General features: G+C 54.2%; 13 protein-coding genes. 3 read left to right on the top strand and 10 right to left on the bottom strand.

Translation table 11 applies throughout. The features are described from left to right. Positions 1-60 precede the first annotated feature (60 nt). Positions 61-2,004, top strand: a complete 1,944-nt coding sequence (locus ACTJKM_RS21505) for a hypothetical protein (RefSeq protein WP_440660809.1) — start codon at positions 61-63, stop codon at positions 2,002-2,004. A gap of 176 nt (positions 2,005-2,180) precedes the next feature. On the opposite strand, the gene ACTJKM_RS21500 is transcribed toward ACTJKM_RS21505, so the two are convergent. After that, a complete protein-coding gene (locus tag ACTJKM_RS21500) occupies positions 2,181-2,435 on the bottom strand; it encodes a hypothetical protein (protein WP_440660808.1) in 255 nt (84 codons plus the stop codon). Positions 2,436-3,105: 670 nt separating this feature from the next. On the opposite strand from ACTJKM_RS21500, the gene ACTJKM_RS21495 reads away from it, so the two are divergent. Beyond that, positions 3,106-4,098, top strand: coding sequence for a hypothetical protein (locus ACTJKM_RS21495; protein WP_440660807.1), 993 nt, complete (start codon positions 3,106-3,108; stop codon positions 4,096-4,098). 164 nt (positions 4,099-4,262) lie between these two features. Here the strand turns inward: ACTJKM_RS21495 and ACTJKM_RS21490 are convergent, their stop codons facing one another. From ACTJKM_RS21490 to ACTJKM_RS21450, 9 genes are all read right to left on the bottom strand, one after another. Then, complete coding sequence (locus ACTJKM_RS21490) at positions 4,263-5,489, bottom strand: DUF6716 putative glycosyltransferase (RefSeq protein WP_440660806.1); 1,227 nt, start codon at positions 5,487-5,489, stop codon at positions 4,263-4,265. After that, on the bottom strand, positions 5,482-6,753 hold the full coding sequence (locus ACTJKM_RS21485; RefSeq protein ID WP_440660805.1) for an alpha-2,8-polysialyltransferase family protein: 1,272 nt from the start codon (positions 6,751-6,753) through the stop codon (positions 5,482-5,484). The genes ACTJKM_RS21490 and ACTJKM_RS21485 overlap by 8 nt, the downstream gene beginning before the upstream one ends. Beyond that, complete coding sequence (gene neuC, locus ACTJKM_RS21480) at positions 6,746-7,861, bottom strand: UDP-N-acetylglucosamine 2-epimerase (protein ID WP_440660804.1); 1,116 nt, start codon at positions 7,859-7,861, stop codon at positions 6,746-6,748. The genes ACTJKM_RS21485 and neuC overlap by 8 nt, the downstream gene beginning before the upstream one ends. An 18-nt stretch (positions 7,862-7,879) precedes the next feature. Next, complete coding sequence (locus ACTJKM_RS21475) at positions 7,880-8,908, bottom strand: N-acetylneuraminate synthase family protein (RefSeq protein WP_440660803.1); 1,029 nt, start codon at positions 8,906-8,908, stop codon at positions 7,880-7,882. Next, the gene (locus tag ACTJKM_RS21470) at positions 8,905-9,588 is read right to left on the bottom strand and encodes an acylneuraminate cytidylyltransferase family protein (protein ID WP_440660802.1); all 684 of its coding nucleotides are present in this window, start codon (positions 9,586-9,588) and stop codon (positions 8,905-8,907) included. The genes ACTJKM_RS21475 and ACTJKM_RS21470 overlap by 4 nt, the downstream gene beginning before the upstream one ends. 103 nt (positions 9,589-9,691) lie before the next feature. Then, on the bottom strand, positions 9,692-11,020 hold the full coding sequence (locus tag ACTJKM_RS21465; RefSeq protein ID WP_440660801.1) for an RkpR, polysaccharide export protein: 1,329 nt from the start codon (positions 11,018-11,020) through the stop codon (positions 9,692-9,694). Continuing rightward, positions 11,021-11,680: an ABC transporter ATP-binding protein gene (locus tag ACTJKM_RS21460; protein ID WP_440660800.1), complete on the bottom strand. Its 660-nt coding sequence runs from the start codon at positions 11,678-11,680 to the stop codon at positions 11,021-11,023. Further along, positions 11,677-12,447, bottom strand: a complete 771-nt coding sequence (locus ACTJKM_RS21455; RefSeq protein WP_440660799.1) for an ABC transporter permease — start codon at positions 12,445-12,447, stop codon at positions 11,677-11,679. The genes ACTJKM_RS21460 and ACTJKM_RS21455 overlap by 4 nt, the downstream gene beginning before the upstream one ends. 4 nt (positions 12,448-12,451) lie before the next feature. After that, positions 12,452-13,771 carry a capsular polysaccharide export protein, LipB/KpsS family gene (locus tag ACTJKM_RS21450; protein ID WP_440660797.1) on the bottom strand — a complete coding sequence of 440 codons (1,320 nt, stop codon included), beginning with the start codon at positions 13,769-13,771 and terminating at the stop codon, positions 12,452-12,454. Positions 13,772-14,371: 600 nt separating this feature from the next. On the opposite strand from ACTJKM_RS21450, the gene glmS reads away from it, so the two are divergent. Beyond that, a partial coding sequence (glmS, locus tag ACTJKM_RS21445; protein WP_440660795.1) for a glutamine--fructose-6-phosphate transaminase (isomerizing) occupies positions 14,372-16,188 on the top strand: 1,817 nt, incomplete at its 3' end.

The following is a 16,188-nucleotide window of genomic DNA, read 5'->3' as shown; positions in this document are numbered from 1 at the left end:
GCTAGAGGCGCGGCGGAACATAAACGACCGTTTCAGAAATCGAAAGGTAAAAGAATAGAAATGGAACGACCAGCGCCATTCATCCCATTAACCGGGCTCGTAGCCTGTATGGTTGTAGTGGCCGTTCTAGCTGGTATAACAGTGCGGCTTTTTAGCGACCAGGCGAGTGTAGCGATCCTCGCGCAAGTAGAGGCTGCGGCATCTCGTGCTGAGGCTGCGCAGGCAGTTGCCGAAACCGCAGCAGCGGCAGGCGTCGATCTACCTCGTGCGCTTCGTGGATATGGTGCGACTGGCGATGGATCAGTCGACGATAGTGCCGCCGTGACAGCCGCGCTTGCCTCCGGCCGTACGATCAATGGTGGCGGCCTCACTTACAAAGTCCATTCGAAGCCGGTTAGCTTTGCCAAGGTTCGCGACGCAGCATTCAAAGTAGGCAACGTCATATTTCCGACGCGTGATTATCTGCGGACAGACACTTCCAAAGTCACCAACGGATTTCTGTATACCGCTTGGGCTCAGGACAAAGCCTACAAAATCGGAAACCAGCTCCGCGTATGGGTAAACGAAAAGGAAAGTCATCTGGATGGTACGGGGCGAATCGTGGGTTATGCTTCCGACGATGGAGGAGCGACCTGGTCAACGGGCGAATATCTTGACGCCAGAGCTAGCGGAAGGACACTCTGGTCTGCCGGTTTTGACGGCGTCAGCGAGTATTTGTTCGTCAGAATTCCTGCGGGAGAGAACGACGTCCCCCCTTATACATATCAGATGTGGAAACGCGCTCTCGGCGTAGGCGCCTCGCAGAACTACAACGGTGCTTGGACCAAGACGAACATCACGTTCCCAGTGCCGTCGGGTTTCACCGGGCAGCCCGTTATGGTGCATTCGTTCACCGTCGGTCATTCGGGATCAATTCTGGTCGGGGCCTCCTATGGACAGGGCGCCGCTGTCATGCGCTCAACTGATGGAGGCGATACGTGGAAATCAGCAACCCTAGGAATTGGAAGTTCGTTCGAAGAGCCCACGGTGCGGTACATCTCGACTTCCGGATTATACGTAGGCTTCATGCGGAACGGCGCCGGTGGCGAGCCTCGCTACTGGGTCTCTGCAGACAATCTTGCAACCATCCAGTATTACACCGCTCCGGCGGGATACTTCGGTGGCGGCGCAATGTCATCGAGTTCCCTCTGCTTTGATATTGATCCTGAGACCGGGCGTATCCATGGCACCATCGCATATCGCAACGGCGTCATCGAAGGGGTGGGCACTGATGAGCAGGTTAGTGCGTTTTACATCACTGGGCCGGCTGTCGTGTCGGGAAGCTTTTGGGCCGCCCCCACAACGAAACTCTATAGCATCGGCCAACTATCGAGGCGGGAATCAGGTGGTGCTTCTGCACTAAGCCAAGGTTCTGTGATAGTGGCAGGCGATAAGGTCCACCTCTTTTACGGTGTGGAGGAGCGAACTGGTGCCACCGCTGGCTTCGGCAAGGGCAATCGGATTGCGAATATCTATCAGACGATCATCTTCCTGAACGACCGCGGGTCCATGTTTGACGTCAGTTCTGACCTAGCTGCGAATCGTGCCGCCCCGAACCCGTTGCGGAAGGCATCGGGAATTGATGCCTTTGTAATTCCCTTCAATGACGCGAACGGATTGGGGCCGACGCTTGTCAGTGGGCGTCCTAATTTTGCTCGCCACGTGTCGACCTTGATTATAGAAGACGGCGTGCTATCGTTGACTGGATCACGAGCCGGGCTTTACTTCATTGACACAGAGGGAGGGGCTGCGTCGGATAGCCTGGATACGATCACCGACGCTGACGCATTCGAGGGCGATGCTATCGTGCTGAAGACAGTCTCATCCAGCCGCAGAGTTACAATAAAGAATGGGGTTGGAAATATAAACTCGGGTGCCGATCGCGAACTCAGCAACGGCAACAATCAGATCATGTTGATGTATTTTGGCGGGAGTTGGATCCCTTTTCAGAATGCCGACAAGTGATGACCGACACCCCTTCAATGATCACGCCTCGACTTATTGCCTTCGCATGTTATCTTGATGCACCAAATCGGCAAACATTTGCTCGTGGTGGCCTTGGATAGAAGCTATTCGCGAACGCGTTTTTGATTGCAGCGGTGTAGATCGGTGAGCCATGGTGGATGTTGTCCAGGTGGCAACTAGCGAGCAAGGTCGGCAAGATCACTGAGAAGACGAACCACCTTCTCCTCGAACGCCTGACAATCGTATTCGTACTGTGCAATCAAACGCTCGTCCGGCGTCGCATTTTTTCTCAACTCCTCCAGAGCCATCACCGCAACACCATAGCTCTCGATCAAGCTGGTCAGCGCAAGGCAGCTTAGCTCCCGAAGCTTTCCTCGATGGCCTGGAAGCCGTATCATCATGCGGGCACGTCCGATCGTTTCGAAGTCCAACACCAGTCCTCCGGCTCTTTTGGCAAATGATAATCTAGATCACCTTCAACGCAACTTGTGTGACGACCAATGATGATTGAGGCGGTCCGCGCGACAGCGGTTGCGCACATCGGAGCGCACTTGCTTGTAGGAATTGTCGGCGAAAACAGGAAATCCAGGGGAGGGCGTGGTAATCGATCCTCTAGCCACCTGTGCATATTGTGGCCGGGTGCGCGTGAAAAAAAAACTGAGCGAGGGCGAGAAATGCCCGCGAAAGTTCAGCGGTGGTTCAAAGCGATCGAGAGGGGCCGGGAGAGTTTACCTACCGCGACAGCTAGGCGACCAGCACGACGCCGACGACCGAAGCCACGCGGAACGGCTTGATCCGGCCTGCGACGATCCTGTTTGACAAGTTCGGAATGCATAGCCCGCCCACGGCCATAACGACCGGTTACAAGGAAATCAAGCTTGCGACATCGAACACTGGCCAACCATGTTGATTTTTGGACACCCATGGTCATGCCGGCCGCGTTGACTTGGTTACTGCTCGACTTAGGGTAGCGACCTGGACAATGTTTGGTGTACGGTCAATCCAATTGCCTGCAAGCTGAAACACGGGCTACCTGTGACCTCCTTGAACGGAAGGGATGAGGATTGATTACATTGGTGTGGGCGGATGGAGGATATCTCGTTGAATAGCGTTGTTGATACAGCCGAACGGGCGCGCCATTTTCAGGAACTGAATGCCTCGATCCACAAATATTATTCGTTGGAACACGATGAGCGTGGATCGGAAAACCTCGTTATTGTGTTCTCACACGCTCCGCGGCCGGCTTTGCGTAAATATGAATTCAGATATGACTGTCTCTATGTCACCGATAGGAAACTGTTTTACTATCTGCACAATCCAGGTCGACAAGCACTCGTTCTTCAAAGGTTTATTGAGCAGGCAGGTTACAAAACGGCCGTCTTCATCGGTCTCTCGAAAGGAGCCGTGGGTTCTCTACTTTGGTCATCCCTTGTCTTGAGAAGAGGGGTCGATTTTCGCGTTTTCTGCCTGGCCTTCAGTCCCCAAACGCTTCTCTATCCGTTCAACGAGAATCTTGCCTCGATTCCAAGCTACATGAGCAATATGCGGATTGTGGAGGCCAACGAGCGCCATCGGCAAAATTTCCTGACATACGGAAACCTTCCGGAATCCCTGAGGGGATTGCTGCCCCCAACCAAAATCATTTTTTCCGCGAAGAACTCGATGGACTGCGTCGAGGCACACCGTCTAGCAGTGGAAGCAAATGTCCAACTTATGCCTCTGGACATGGAATTTCACGGCTCGATCACGCCATTTGTGATCAATCGAAGAAGCTCCCGCAGCATGAAGAAGCTCGCGGCCAAATTGTATAGCGATGCTGAGGCCGATATTGACCTTAAGGTTATGCTGCCGGCGAGCCAGAAGCAGTTTTTTTCCGACTTTGACAGACGCCGGCTACAGTGTCCGTCACTGAACACCCTGATAGATGACTTCTGCGGCTTTGTGCCGTTGGTGGAAGCGCGCGACCAAGGGGATTTCACTCGTAAATGGGTGTCGAGGATATGGGGTTGGCTGGATGGCCTGGGACAAGGGAGGTTGAGACCTAGCCGGGGTATGCTCGAGGTCCAGATAACAAAAGCAACAACACGAAAATAGAATGGGCAGCAATTGCCTTGAGTTTGACCGAGTGAGCGGATCAGCCGGTATAGCCCGTAGCCGGTGGGGCAGCCTCATAACAACGAATGCATCGTTGTCGCTCCCCCGTTGATCGTTGATCCCGAGGAAGGGCATACGGTCCGACGATTTAGCGATTTAGCGATTTAGCGTTTATGATTGCGTGCTATTGGATAGCGTTCCCTAAGGCGAAAAGCCCAGTCGAAGGCCTTCGCGATTGCGACGCAGACGTGCCTCAAGAGAATCTCTCCTCGACCAAGGGGACGCCGTTGACGAGTGCGCGGCGACAGTACCTTAAGCAACGAGGTTGGATCGTATGGTACCAGGAACTCCGCGCTGGATTGCACCGGTTCTAAAGCGCAGGGGGACGTTAGTTGTTCTAGAGTGCGACCGAAGCCTATCTCCTGGAAAAACTGAAATGCATCAAATCTGCTTCCATCACGTGCCCCGATGCGGAGGCTGAATGCCGGAATTTGCAAAAGATTGGCCTCGAGCAAAGCTGTAGATGATACGCTAACAGCGAACTCAATGTCATCCGCAATAGTCATCCAGTCACCGTTGAACACGTCCACGTTTCGGCCCTCGCGCTCCAACAGGATTCGATCAATCCGCATACTTTCGCGGCCATGATGATTCGACGTTTCCCCAGGGCCGCTTCTGGCGATGACTAAGAGCGTCTTTTGTGGGTGAGCGTCTGCGAGCAAGGCAAGTTGCCTTGCGAGTTCAAATCGCTGGCTTTTCGAGGACGGCACCTCGTTTTGTTCAAAGAATGCAATGTATCGGCGGTCAATGGACGTGTCGCGGGTAGGGATGTTTCTTACTCTAGGTGTGCCGAATAAAACACAATTGGCCGTTCGCAGTGGCGTCCAAGCAAGCCGCTTCGTCGCCTGACGATAATGACTGGCATCGATGAATAAAAGCCTGTCAACGAATGCTCTCCAATACAACCCGGTGAACCTCATGTAATACTGAAGTCCTGGAAACCCCGTCGTAATGACCATAGACGAATTTAGTTCGGCGGCTCTGTCTAGTTTATTGCAGACACGAAACACCTTTCGGCCAGGTATTCCGAGAAATAAAAAATCTGGGCAGCTGGCAATGATTTCCTCTACTAAAGTTTCGTCCGTTGCGAAACGAACATTACTTTTCGGGAAAGAAACGGCCCATTTGATGCGTTGTGTATCTGACAAGCCGACAGAGGAGTGCTCTTTTACGACCTCGATAATTTCGATCTCAAAATGCGCGGAGGTGAGATGGTCATATATTATGCTGCAAAAGCCAACGTAGGAATCTGTCGAATACACCAACAGTGCCTTTTGTTGCTTTGCAGGAAGCGAGGTGCGAAGGCTGCGCTTCGTGTTGAACTCAGACAAACCGTACGTCCGGGAATTGCTCAAGGGTAATCCCGTGCTCTTTAATTACTTGAGCCACTCGACGATCGCTTTGGATTAACGGCAAGAGTCGCCGATAGATGGAGTACGTTTCCACTTCTGGGCAGATGTCCCGCGCGTATACGAGGGTCGAACTCGCTATCCCAACGATTCGTCGGCACGCCGTGAGTGCAGGAATAAACTCGGCAGGGATGTCGGTGTACGGAAGAAGCTTGATATTAAGTTGCGGCTGAGTTCGCCGTAGGGCCGCAAATTTCTCAGGGCTAAACCTAGCTTTCGGGTGAGGCTTTATGAATAGAGTGTCTGTGTCCGGAAAATCATCTGCGATCCACTTGGCGATCACCTCGACAACAACGGTTTTGTCAATCTCGTATGCTTGATCGGCAAATAGAATAGATTTGTTGGTTATGCGGGTGTCTTCTAACTTAGTTAGGAGAACGTCGTGCGCCCTTTCGAAAGTATTCTTCAAATAGCTGTAGTACGTCTTCTCGTTGCACGCAAAGCGTTTTGCCAAGCGATCCGGAAAAGTTCCCCATACACCGTCGAAACCGGATATCGGATTGTGAAAACGTCTATAATAGTAGCTGCCGCCGAAAAGGCGTGACAGTCGCGCTGCGGAGTATTCGTTGTCGAAAGGAACTGCGAAGCATCGTCCAGCGAAAGCGAGTTCATTTTTTAGAAATCCGACTATCTCACCGAGAACTCTCTTTGGATGCCTCACGAGTTGGTAAGGTGCTTTCAACAATAGCTTGCCGAAAAAGGAGTCTGAAATAATGTCTTGATCGATAATTTGAACAAGCGATCGAGGCGGCGCATAGCGATCGGTGTTCTTGTACGATGACAGTCCTTCCTCAATAAAGAATACAGAGACATTAGATTGACGTGCAAGATCGTATACAAAACCATAGTGGGTATTATAGTTAAAAAGAAAAACACGGTGCGGCTTAAATGCCGTAAACACTTTCCGATAAGTTCCCAGTATGGTGGTCTGTCGCCTTAACGAATAGTACGCGGCTCCTATCGGCAGTCGAACTATTTTGTGCGGGATTTTCTCCATTGTTAGGAGTTCGGCTATCTCCCCTTTTTCTTTCAAGTTCGCGTCAGTGTACAAGGCAAGGACGAATGGAGAGAGCCTTAGCCTGCTACCGAACACTTTAATGAAAGCGCTGGCATTCAATGCCTGCCGACTATTTGATACAACGATCATATCTACGGCAGGCAGAAATGTCTCAGTCTCGCTAGTCATTGAACTTCTTCTGCAATGGTGCAGACCAAAATTCGTCGTCATCCAGTACTCGTACAAAAGCCGCCGCAGCGTTGCCGTTGCCAAAACTTTGATCGCTTGGGAACTTTTGTCCCCAAATCGTGTTCAGGAAGTGCCGAATTGTATTCGCATCGAATGCAGACGCGTCTGTGATGGTGGCAGCCTGAGATCTGTTATCTTGCCTTGTCCCAACGTTCAGGCTAGGGACCCCCAAGAACGGTGCTTCGCGGACGCCGGCGCTGCTGTTGCCGACGATTGCTTTTGCATTCTTCATAAGCTCGGAGAAGTATGCAAAGCGCATACTCGGCAAGTGGCGGAAATGATTTACGTCGAGACGCGCGATCTCCGCGAAGATATCCTCACTGCCCGGATCGTTGTTCGGCGAAATAACAACGAAATTTTTGCCAGTCTCTGACAGAATCGTAAACAAGCTTCGTGCCTGGGCTCCGATGGTATCCGTTTCCGACGTAACGGGATGGAAGGTTACAATCCCGTACTCAGAGAAAGGGATCTCATATCGTTCGCGCACCTTATCAAGGGATACGCTGGACCCTTTGCTATGGAAATCCAACTCCGGTGATCCGATGTTGTATACAAACCGCGGATCCTCTCCCAGCGCGAGCACACGAGCCATTGCAGTTTCCGAGCTAACGAAATGGTAAGTACTAAGCTTTGAGTTGCAATGCCGGTAGATTTCGTCGATCGTACCAGATACCTCTCCGCCTTCAATGTGCGCGCAACGTATATAGTTAGTTGCGCAAACAAGCGAGGCAGCGAGTGCCTCAATTCGGTCTCCATGTACGATGACGAGATCGGGTTTGTGTTCGTATACCCAGTCCGAAAACCCAAGGATTGTCTTCGACAAAATTAGATCCTGCGGATCCCCGATGCGCTGGTTGATAAATTCGTGTACTTCAACGCCTTCAAGGCGATGCACTTCATGCTTGGTCGCGCCGTATTTCTCGAGCATGTGCATGCCAGTTACGAAGAAGTTGATGGTGTGCCCGGCGCTCTTGGCAGCCAATGCCAGCGGCTCAATCTTGCCAAAATCGGCCCGCGTGCCGGTCAAAAACAGGAGTTTTTTGCTCATTTTAAGGCCTCTGGAAGTCTAAGCGAAGTCACTCCAGCGGAGCTGGTCATTTCTCCTCCGTGCCACGGTGATCGTTTTTCCAATGAGATCGTCGAGTTGATAGCCGGGAATTTCGCCGTTCCCTGGGCGTCGCGCCCATATGTCATACTCGGAGATGATGTCCCCTGGCTGTAAGTCACGGTCAGCCACAACGGAGCTTCTGGCAAATCGGTAAACCGCTTCCTCGGGCGCCGTACGTTTCTTCTCGTTGTTCACCGCGATGAAAATTTCACGCGATCTGTCGATTAAAAAGCGCAACTCGGCAGGGTCCATAGAACAGGAAATGTCTGGGCCTTTGCGATAGCGCGTGTCAGTGAAGTGACGCTCGAGAATGCAGGCGCCGAGGGCAACGGATGCGAGCGCCATCTCCGGACCTATACTGTGATCAGAGAAACCAACGATCGCATTCGGGAATGCACGCTTCAAATCCGTGACACCGCGAAGCGAGACGATTTCCGGCGGTGAAGGATAGAGGTTTGTGCATTCAAGTAGCGCATACTCCACGCCTGAACGTTCAAGTACTTCGACGGATGCCCGAATCGTTTCGATCGACTGCATACCGGTGCTCATTATGATTGGCTTGCCGAATGAAGTGATGTGGCGAATCAGCGGAATGTTGTCGCACTCACCGCTGCCAATCTTGAAGGCCGGTACATCGACGGAGTTGAGGAAATCAGCTGCCGCTCGCGAAAATGGGGTGGAAATGTAAATAAGGCCCAAGCTTTCAGCGTAGTCCTTTAAGGCTTTCTCATCTTCCAGCGGCAAAGCACAGGATTTCATCACATCCCAGATGGAGACCTCGGCGTTCGGCGGAAAAATTTTCTTCGCTTCTTCCGTCATTTCGTCTTCAACGATGTGTGTTTGGTGCTTGACGATTTCACAGCCCGATTGAGCTGCCGCTAGTACCATCGCCTTCGCCACATCAAGGTTGCCCCCATGGTTGATCCCGATTTCGGCTATAACCAGGGGCGGATGGGATGGGCCGATATGGCGGTCACGAATCTTCATTGAGATAACCTTTGTAAAATCGTTTCTTCGCACTTGCTGAAATCCTCCAGCGTGTCAATATCGAGCGATTCCAAGCTCGACATTTGTACAACCTTCACCGAGGCTGGAGAAAAATCTCGATTGATTCTGAACGAGTCGGCGTCAAATACATACAAAGCCCCATTTGGTCGATAGACCGGTGGCAGGGATTGGCGGTTGGCAAAACAGAAACGGGGGTCAGAAAGCGGTTGAAACCGGTCACCGGCAAGTTGTCCCCATTTCAGCACACCAGAATTAGCCTCGCAAACACTCATCACTAGCGAGCAGTCTCCGTCAGAAAACAAGCGCAATCCCGCTTGGATATGATCGGATCTCCGTAGTGGTGAAGTGGGCTGTAGCAGCACGACGGTCCCGCTACCGTGATGTGTCGAATTGAGGAATTCCAGCAGAACCTCGGCCATCGTCGTCGTGTCACGAGCGAGTTCGGGAGGCCGCCGGACCACGGTAACATTCCTTGGTAGTGAATGCGAGAATATCTCGTCGATGTCAGTCGATACGAACACCTTTGATATACCAGCGTCCAGCGCAGAGTCCACGCTGTGCCTGTAAAGGGGCTTGCCACAAAGGTTCTTCGTATTCTTGCCCGGAAGTCCTTTTGAACCAGCGCGCGCAGGGACAAATGCTATCAAGTCGGGGTGCATTCTACGTTTCTCTTTTGGACAGGCTCTTGGCGATGTGATCGCTCATGTAGACAAAAAAACGGAGCTTGCCAAACGACTTTGTCGATTGCAGCGGTCGGAATGACTATGCCCTATCCCGAATGTTGTAGTAGCTCATGACGCCAACCCCCCAAGCGAACAGCAGTCCTAGGGCCACTAGAAGTGAGCTAAACAACCGGGAAGGATACTGGGCCATTTCTGAAAGTGTCGGTTCAATGAAAAGTGCCAAGTAACGTTGGCGGTTGTCCGCTTCGACTCTGGCCCGTTCAAGAGCGCCAAGTGCGGCTGTATAGGCGCGTTCGGCGAATTCTCGTTCGGTCTCCAGTTCCTCGAATTCGGCAATGCGGCCGGCCACGTCTGGCGCGTTGGGGGCTTTGTTGGCTACCTTACTTGCACCCGTCCCGAGTCTTTGACGCTCAAGGGAAAGTTGTTGTTCCAGGCTCCCGATGCGGGTCTTGAGTACGCGAGTTCGCGGCGTGTCCTCACTCATTTGGCTTTTTGCGGTGGCCAGGTCAGCATTGAGTTTTGTCAATTCTTCTTCGAGGCCGGCGATCAATTGTATGGCGAGTTTTGCGGCTTGGTCAGGGCTGATTTCCTGCGATTTGTCACGATAGTCGCGTAAGGCCGCGCGCGCCTTGAAGAGGCGTGCTTCGCCCCCCAACACTTCGTCCTGCGCGGCTCGAAGCACGTCGTTGCGTGCCGAAAGAGAGAGGCCGTTGACCAGACTGTCACTTCGAGTGACGATGAATTGGGCGATTTCTTGCGCCTTCTTTGGATCGAAGGCCTTCACTGTCACTTGCATAATGCCCGAGGCATGGTCGAAATTAACGCTCACCATGTTTCGCCAATAGGCAAGCTTGTCCTCAATCGGCAGGCCGGAGCCAATGCCATAGAAATAGTCGAGCCCGCGAGAGGCGTAGACTTTCTCGAGGCTGAAATTGCGGTCGGCGGACATGACCATGCGTTCGCTCAGGATGTAGTCCATCAGAATATAGCTATCCGAAACTGTACTGCTGCCAGAGGCCTGAGTAAACATGCCCAGAATATCAGTCGCGCCGCCGCCTTCGATACTGCGCACTGCGAAGGACGCGGTGCTGTGATACTGATCGGCGGCGATGAAGGCCATGTAGATTGAAGCGAGGGTGGCCGGAACGGCAACGAGGCCAAGGAAGGACGCGCCGATGATTGCGTGTCTCAAGCGTAACTTCTTGGACCAACCGGGCAGCAGGCCAGATTTTTTCTTGGGATCGATCTTCTGGCGTCCGGGAAGATGGATGACCGGCGCGCTCTCTTTGCCGAGTAGTCCTTCGAGTACTTCGATACCCTTGGTCTTGGCACTGGCTTTTACGGACGCAGTATTGGTGGCCTCGGCTGGGCCTGCCTTGTTTGCTGCCGCGTCTTTGCTCGCCGCCATTCAATTTCCCTTCATATTTCTGTCGTGCGCCCGGATAGCGTCTTCGACGTCTTCATAATACGTCAGCTTTCCTTTTTCCAGCACGACGCCGCAATCGCAATAATCTCGAATCGTGCCGGTGCTGTGTGAAACCATGATCACATCGGAATCTTGTAGCTTGGTTTCAAAGACAGCTTGGCACTTTTTCTTAAAATTTGAGTCACCAACCGCTGTAATCTCGTCAACGAGGTAATAGTCGAAGTTAACTCCCATGCTCAAACCAAAGGCAAGCCGTGCTTTCATGCCCGATGAATACGTGCCTACCGGCGCTTTGTAAAAGGGCCCTAGCTCAGCGAAGTCTTCGACGTATGTCGCTAGCCGTTGGGTATCAACGCCGTAGATCCTGGCGACAAAACGCACATTCTGTTCGCCCGTCATCGAACTTTGGAAACTACCCTGGAACCCAAGCGGCCAGGAGATTTTACCCCTGCGGATGATTCTGCCGCCATCAAGCTTGATCGCACCCGCTATTAGCCGGAGCAACGTCGATTTGCCGGCGCCGTTTCGTCCAAGCAGACCGACGCTCTTGCCTCGGTTGAGGGTAAGCGAGGCATCTTCGATGATGGGCTTCTTTATGCCCTTGGTACGGGCATATTTCGTTGCCTGCTCGAACCTGATCATTCGTTTCTCAGCGTCTTTCTGGAAAAGGTGAAGACGACCATTCCGGTAAACAATGTCAGAAATGCGATTCCATAAAGATAATTCATGTCGAGGCCGATCGCGCGATATTCAGGATAAAATCCCCTGCGAAAACCCATAATGATGTGGACGAGTGGATTGATGAAGACAAGGTCGCGATAAGGCGCCGGTATGGTATCCGGTAGGAAGAAGACGCCGGAGATGAGAAAGAGCGGCCGGTTTACGATATTAAATACCTGTTCGTAGAGCGGATACTTGAGGAACAGCACGCAATTGACCATCGCCACTCCCAGGCCGAGAATGCAGGCCATAGCCGCCGCTTCCAAGAGCGCCGGCCAGTGGATGCTGGCCTCAACACGCATAGTGGCTACAATCGCTCCTAGGACGATAAAGGCGACGAGTGAAGTCGTGGAGACCTGTAAGACGAAACGGGCGACAACGGTGTCGATCGGGGCAACATTCGGATAATTCAGTAACGTCCTGTTGGCCCGGACCGCACTATTCAAATAGCTACTCATAGCCGAGTAGAATTGGAAGGCGATGTAGCCTGTGGCAAAAAATAGCGCGAAGCTAGTGCCGAGCGCTGGTGCGCGCGCGATCGCCTTGAATATGATCGTCATTAAGAGAATGTGGGCGGCGGGATCGAGCAATGCCCAGATATAGCCTCCAGGCTTCGAACCGAAGCGTGTTGACATTTCCCGGACGAGCAGAGCGCCGACCACGCGAACATGGATGCAAAGATAACTCACGTCATCACTCGAAAGGATAGAGAATTCGGCCGATTATCCGGAGACGTCGGTCGGAGAGGCCGCGGAAAAAACGAATAGGATCTGCTCGAAAATCCTCGAGGTCGCGATCGTTGCCCACATACAAGACCAGGGGCGCGAGCAACATTGTCAGGACATGACGCCAGCCAAAAATGCCGTAGGGCCCCAATGGCCGCCAAGCTCGACGGGAGTCGAGGAGTGCGTCGGGCTCGTCCAACTGCCTGCGGATCGTGGCGACGGTCGTTTCGAATGATGTCTCTTCTCCAGTGACGGGATCGAAGTAACAAGGATAAAGCAGGTAAGCGCCCGCGAAAAGCGCCTCAAGGCTCAATTTCCGCCCCCGGCGGGGATTTTCCTGGCGATCGTCCGTCAACCCCCAACCGGCATAGAAGGGCGAGCCCGCCGTTGTCACCGGAATGCCACGTAGGAGAGCCTCGAAGCCGGCGAGGGAAGTAATCGTGTAGACGTGGTCAATCGTCCTCAGGGATTCGGCCAGAGGTAGTTGCTCGGCAACGATGTGACAAAGGTGCGATACCTCGGAAGGGTCGGATTTGGCCGGTCGTACTCGGCCGAGGATGTCTGGGTGTGGTTTGTAAAAGATCTGTGCACCGGGTTGCTCCTTAGCAGCCAAGCGCACAAGATCATTGTTCGTTAGAGAGTTAATACAACCAAGCCGTATGGATGCATCGTCTTCGACCTGTCCAATGACCAGGACTCTTTTGCGCGTCTTCTTGCCGTAGATTTCTTCTGCGGTCCGCCGAAGCGCACCGTTGTATTTGCTGACACCCGCTTGTAGCAGTAAACCTATGCAATACCGCGCCCTCTCACGAAGTTCCGAGTCGGCATCGAAATCATATGTCTTAAGCAGGTGTTCGAGGTCGGACTCTTGGCGGCAGTCGAAGTAAGGTGCCCGTCCGTCGATTGTCAGCGATAGTGGCGACGTTTTACTAGCACTGGGCCGGATGGAGCGGAGGAAGCCGTCTTCGACGAACCAGAATCGTATTTTTCGTTCAGAAATCGTTCTTTTCAGAGCGTCTGGCAAAGATGGGCCCCAGACGAGGATCTCGCAATCTTTGTCGGAGGCTATCAGTTGTTCCCATAGTGTTTCGAATTGATGGCCGTCGATATCCAATGGAAGGAAACGCAGTTCGCGCTCAGGAAAGCAACGGTTCAGAAAAGGTCTTTTCCAATCCGTGGCTCCCGCAACGAGCGTGACGATTCGCGCTTGATCACCACGCGAACAGGAGTGCTCCCATCTGCGGACTCCGGCCGTCTGTACATCAATCGTCAAAGGAAATTCCGCCATCAAACATGAGTTCGTCAGGCCGCCTTTTATCCCGAAACATCACGAACGGCAAAGCTCACGATTCTGACGAGGATGTAGGGCACATGCGTGATGACTCGCTGGGCTGCTGTTCGAACCGCTTCCAACCAGAGTCTGGCGTAAAGACCCGGTCGCCAAATGCGATGCGGGAAATTGAATGACTGGGGGCGATGGTCGCCAGTTCGCGGGCGCGGGGCGAGTATACCGCATGGGGGATCGGAACGAAACGGCCTAAACCACCCAATCCCACCCCCAAGGCGAAAGCCGCGCTGGCCGCTAGCAGACGATTGATTGGTGAACAAGTTTGCACAACGAGCCGTTGTCCACCCGAACCGGGCCACGCACAGGAAGGATCTATCAGTCGGGCTCGACGACCTCATCACCGACCGAACTGATGATGCGGACTTCAGCGTTATGTTTCCGCCAAGGGCGCCCGCGTCAGCCGAGTCACCAAGAAGGCGTCTTAACCGGTAGGGATTGCCTCGCACGGAAATTCCTTTACCAAGGCAGCGCAAGGGGCGGGCCATCCGCCCTTATCGGCTGAGGCGCCGCGACGGGCGCGGGGACAAATCGGAGACGACTATGTGCGGTATTGTAGGCATCGTTGGCAATCAGCCGGTATCGGAGCGACTGGTCGATGCGCTGAAGCGCCTGGAATACCGCGGCTATGATTCTGCCGGTGTTGCGACCATCAACGGCGGGGCGCTGGAGCGCCGGCGTGCCGAAGGCAAGCTCGTCAATCTCGAGATCGGGCTGCGCGAAGAACCGCTGGCCGGCACGATCGGCATTGCGCACACGCGTTGGGCGACCCACGGCGCGCCGACCGAGCGCAATGCCCATCCGCACTTCACCGACGGTGTCGCCGTCGTCCACAACGGCATCATCGAGAATTTCGCCGAACTGAAGGACGAACTGATCGCTGACGGCGCCAAGTTCGAGACGGACACCGACACCGAAGTCGTGGCGCATCTGCTTTCGAAATTCCGCCGCGAGGGCCTTGGCCGGCGCGAGGCGATGCATGCGATGCTGCAGCGGGTCACCGGTGCCTATGCGCTCGCCATACTGTTTGAGGACGATCCGTCGACGATCATGGCGGCGCGCAACGGTCCGCCGCTGGCGATCGGCCACGGCAAGGGCGAGATGTTCCTCGGCTCCGACGCGATCGCGCTTTCGCCCTTCACCAATGAGATCACCTATCTGATCGACGGCGACTGGGCGGTGATCGGCGCGAACGGCGTGCATATCTTCGATCTCGCCGGCAATGTCGTTGATCGACCGAAGCAGATCTCATCGGCCGCCGCCTATATGATCGACAAGGGCAACCACCGGCACTTCATGGAGAAGGAAATCTATGAGCAGCCGGAGGTGATTGCGCACGCGCTCAGCCACTACATCGACTTTGCCGACAACCGCATCAAGGCACTCGCCGGCACGATCGATTTTGCAAAGGTTCCAAGCCTGGCGATCTCTGCCTGCGGCACGGCCTATCTCGCCGGCCTCGTCGGCAAATACTGGTTCGAGCGCTATGCCCGCCTGCCGGTGGAAATCGACGTTGCCTCCGAGTTCCGCTATCGCGAAATCCCGCTGTCACCGCAGTCGGCAGCACTGTTCATCTCGCAGTCGGGCGAAACCGCCGACACGCTTGCCTCGCTGCGCTACTGCAAGGAGCTGGGCTTGAAGATCGGCGCCGTCGTCAACACGCGCGAATCGACGATCGCCCGCGAGTCCGACGCCGTGTTCCCGATCCTCGCCGGTCCGGAGATCGGTGTGGCCTCCACCAAGGCCTTCACCTGCCAGCTCGCGGTGCTGGCGTCGCTCGCGATCGGCGCCGGACGCGCCCGCGGCACGCTCAGTGCAGACGAGGAGCAGGTGCTGGTTCGCTACCTCTCGGAAATGCCGCGCATCATGGGCCAGGTACTGCAAGCCATCCAGCCGCAGATCGAGCTTCTGTCGCACCAGCTCGCCAAGTGCGACGACGTGCTCTATCTCGGCCGCGGCACCAGCTTCCCGCTGGCCGTGGAAGGAGCGCTCAAGCTCAAGGAAATCTCCTATATTCACGCCGAAGGTTATGCCGCCGGCGAACTGAAGCACGGACCGATCGCGCTGATCGACGAAAACATGCCGGTCATCGTCATTGCGCCGCATGACCGCTTCTATGAGAAGACGGTTTCCAACATGCAGGAAGTGGCCGCGCGCGGCGGTCGGATCATCCTGATCACCGATGAGAAGGGGGCTGCCGCCTCGAAGCTCGAAACGATGGCAACGATCGTGCTGCCGAATGTCGACGAGATCATCGCGCCGATGATCTTCTCGCTGCCGATCCAGTTGCTTGCCTACCATACGGCGGTATTCATGGGCACCGACGTCGACCAGCCCCGCAACCTCGCAAAATCGGTGAC

Source organism: Ensifer sp. 22460, assembly GCF_052044935.1.
In the GTDB taxonomy this organism is placed as follows: Bacteria; Pseudomonadota; Alphaproteobacteria; order Rhizobiales; family Rhizobiaceae; genus Ensifer.
The sequence above is the reverse complement of the archived record's forward strand: the minus strand, read 5'-3'. Positions and strand labels throughout refer to the sequence as shown.

Coding starts and splice junctions, on each gene's coding strand:
- ACTJKM_RS21505 (WP_440660809.1), top strand. CDS start 61: ATGGAACGACCAGCGCCATTCATCCCATTAACCGGGCTCGTAGCCTGT.
- ACTJKM_RS21485 (WP_440660805.1), bottom strand. CDS start 6,753: ATGACTAGCGAGACTGAGACATTTCTGCCTGCCGTAGATATGATCGTT.
- neuC (WP_440660804.1), bottom strand. CDS start 7,861: ATGAGCAAAAAACTCCTGTTTTTGACCGGCACGCGGGCCGATTTTGGC.
- ACTJKM_RS21475 (WP_440660803.1), bottom strand. CDS start 8,908: ATGAAGATTCGTGACCGCCATATCGGCCCATCCCATCCGCCCCTGGTT.
- ACTJKM_RS21470 (WP_440660802.1), bottom strand. CDS start 9,588: ATGCACCCCGACTTGATAGCATTTGTCCCTGCGCGCGCTGGTTCAAAA.
- ACTJKM_RS21465 (WP_440660801.1), bottom strand. CDS start 11,020: ATGGCGGCGAGCAAAGACGCGGCAGCAAACAAGGCAGGCCCAGCCGAG.
- ACTJKM_RS21460 (WP_440660800.1), bottom strand. CDS start 11,680: ATGATCAGGTTCGAGCAGGCAACGAAATATGCCCGTACCAAGGGCATA.
- ACTJKM_RS21450 (WP_440660797.1), bottom strand. CDS start 13,771: ATGGCGGAATTTCCTTTGACGATTGATGTACAGACGGCCGGAGTCCGC.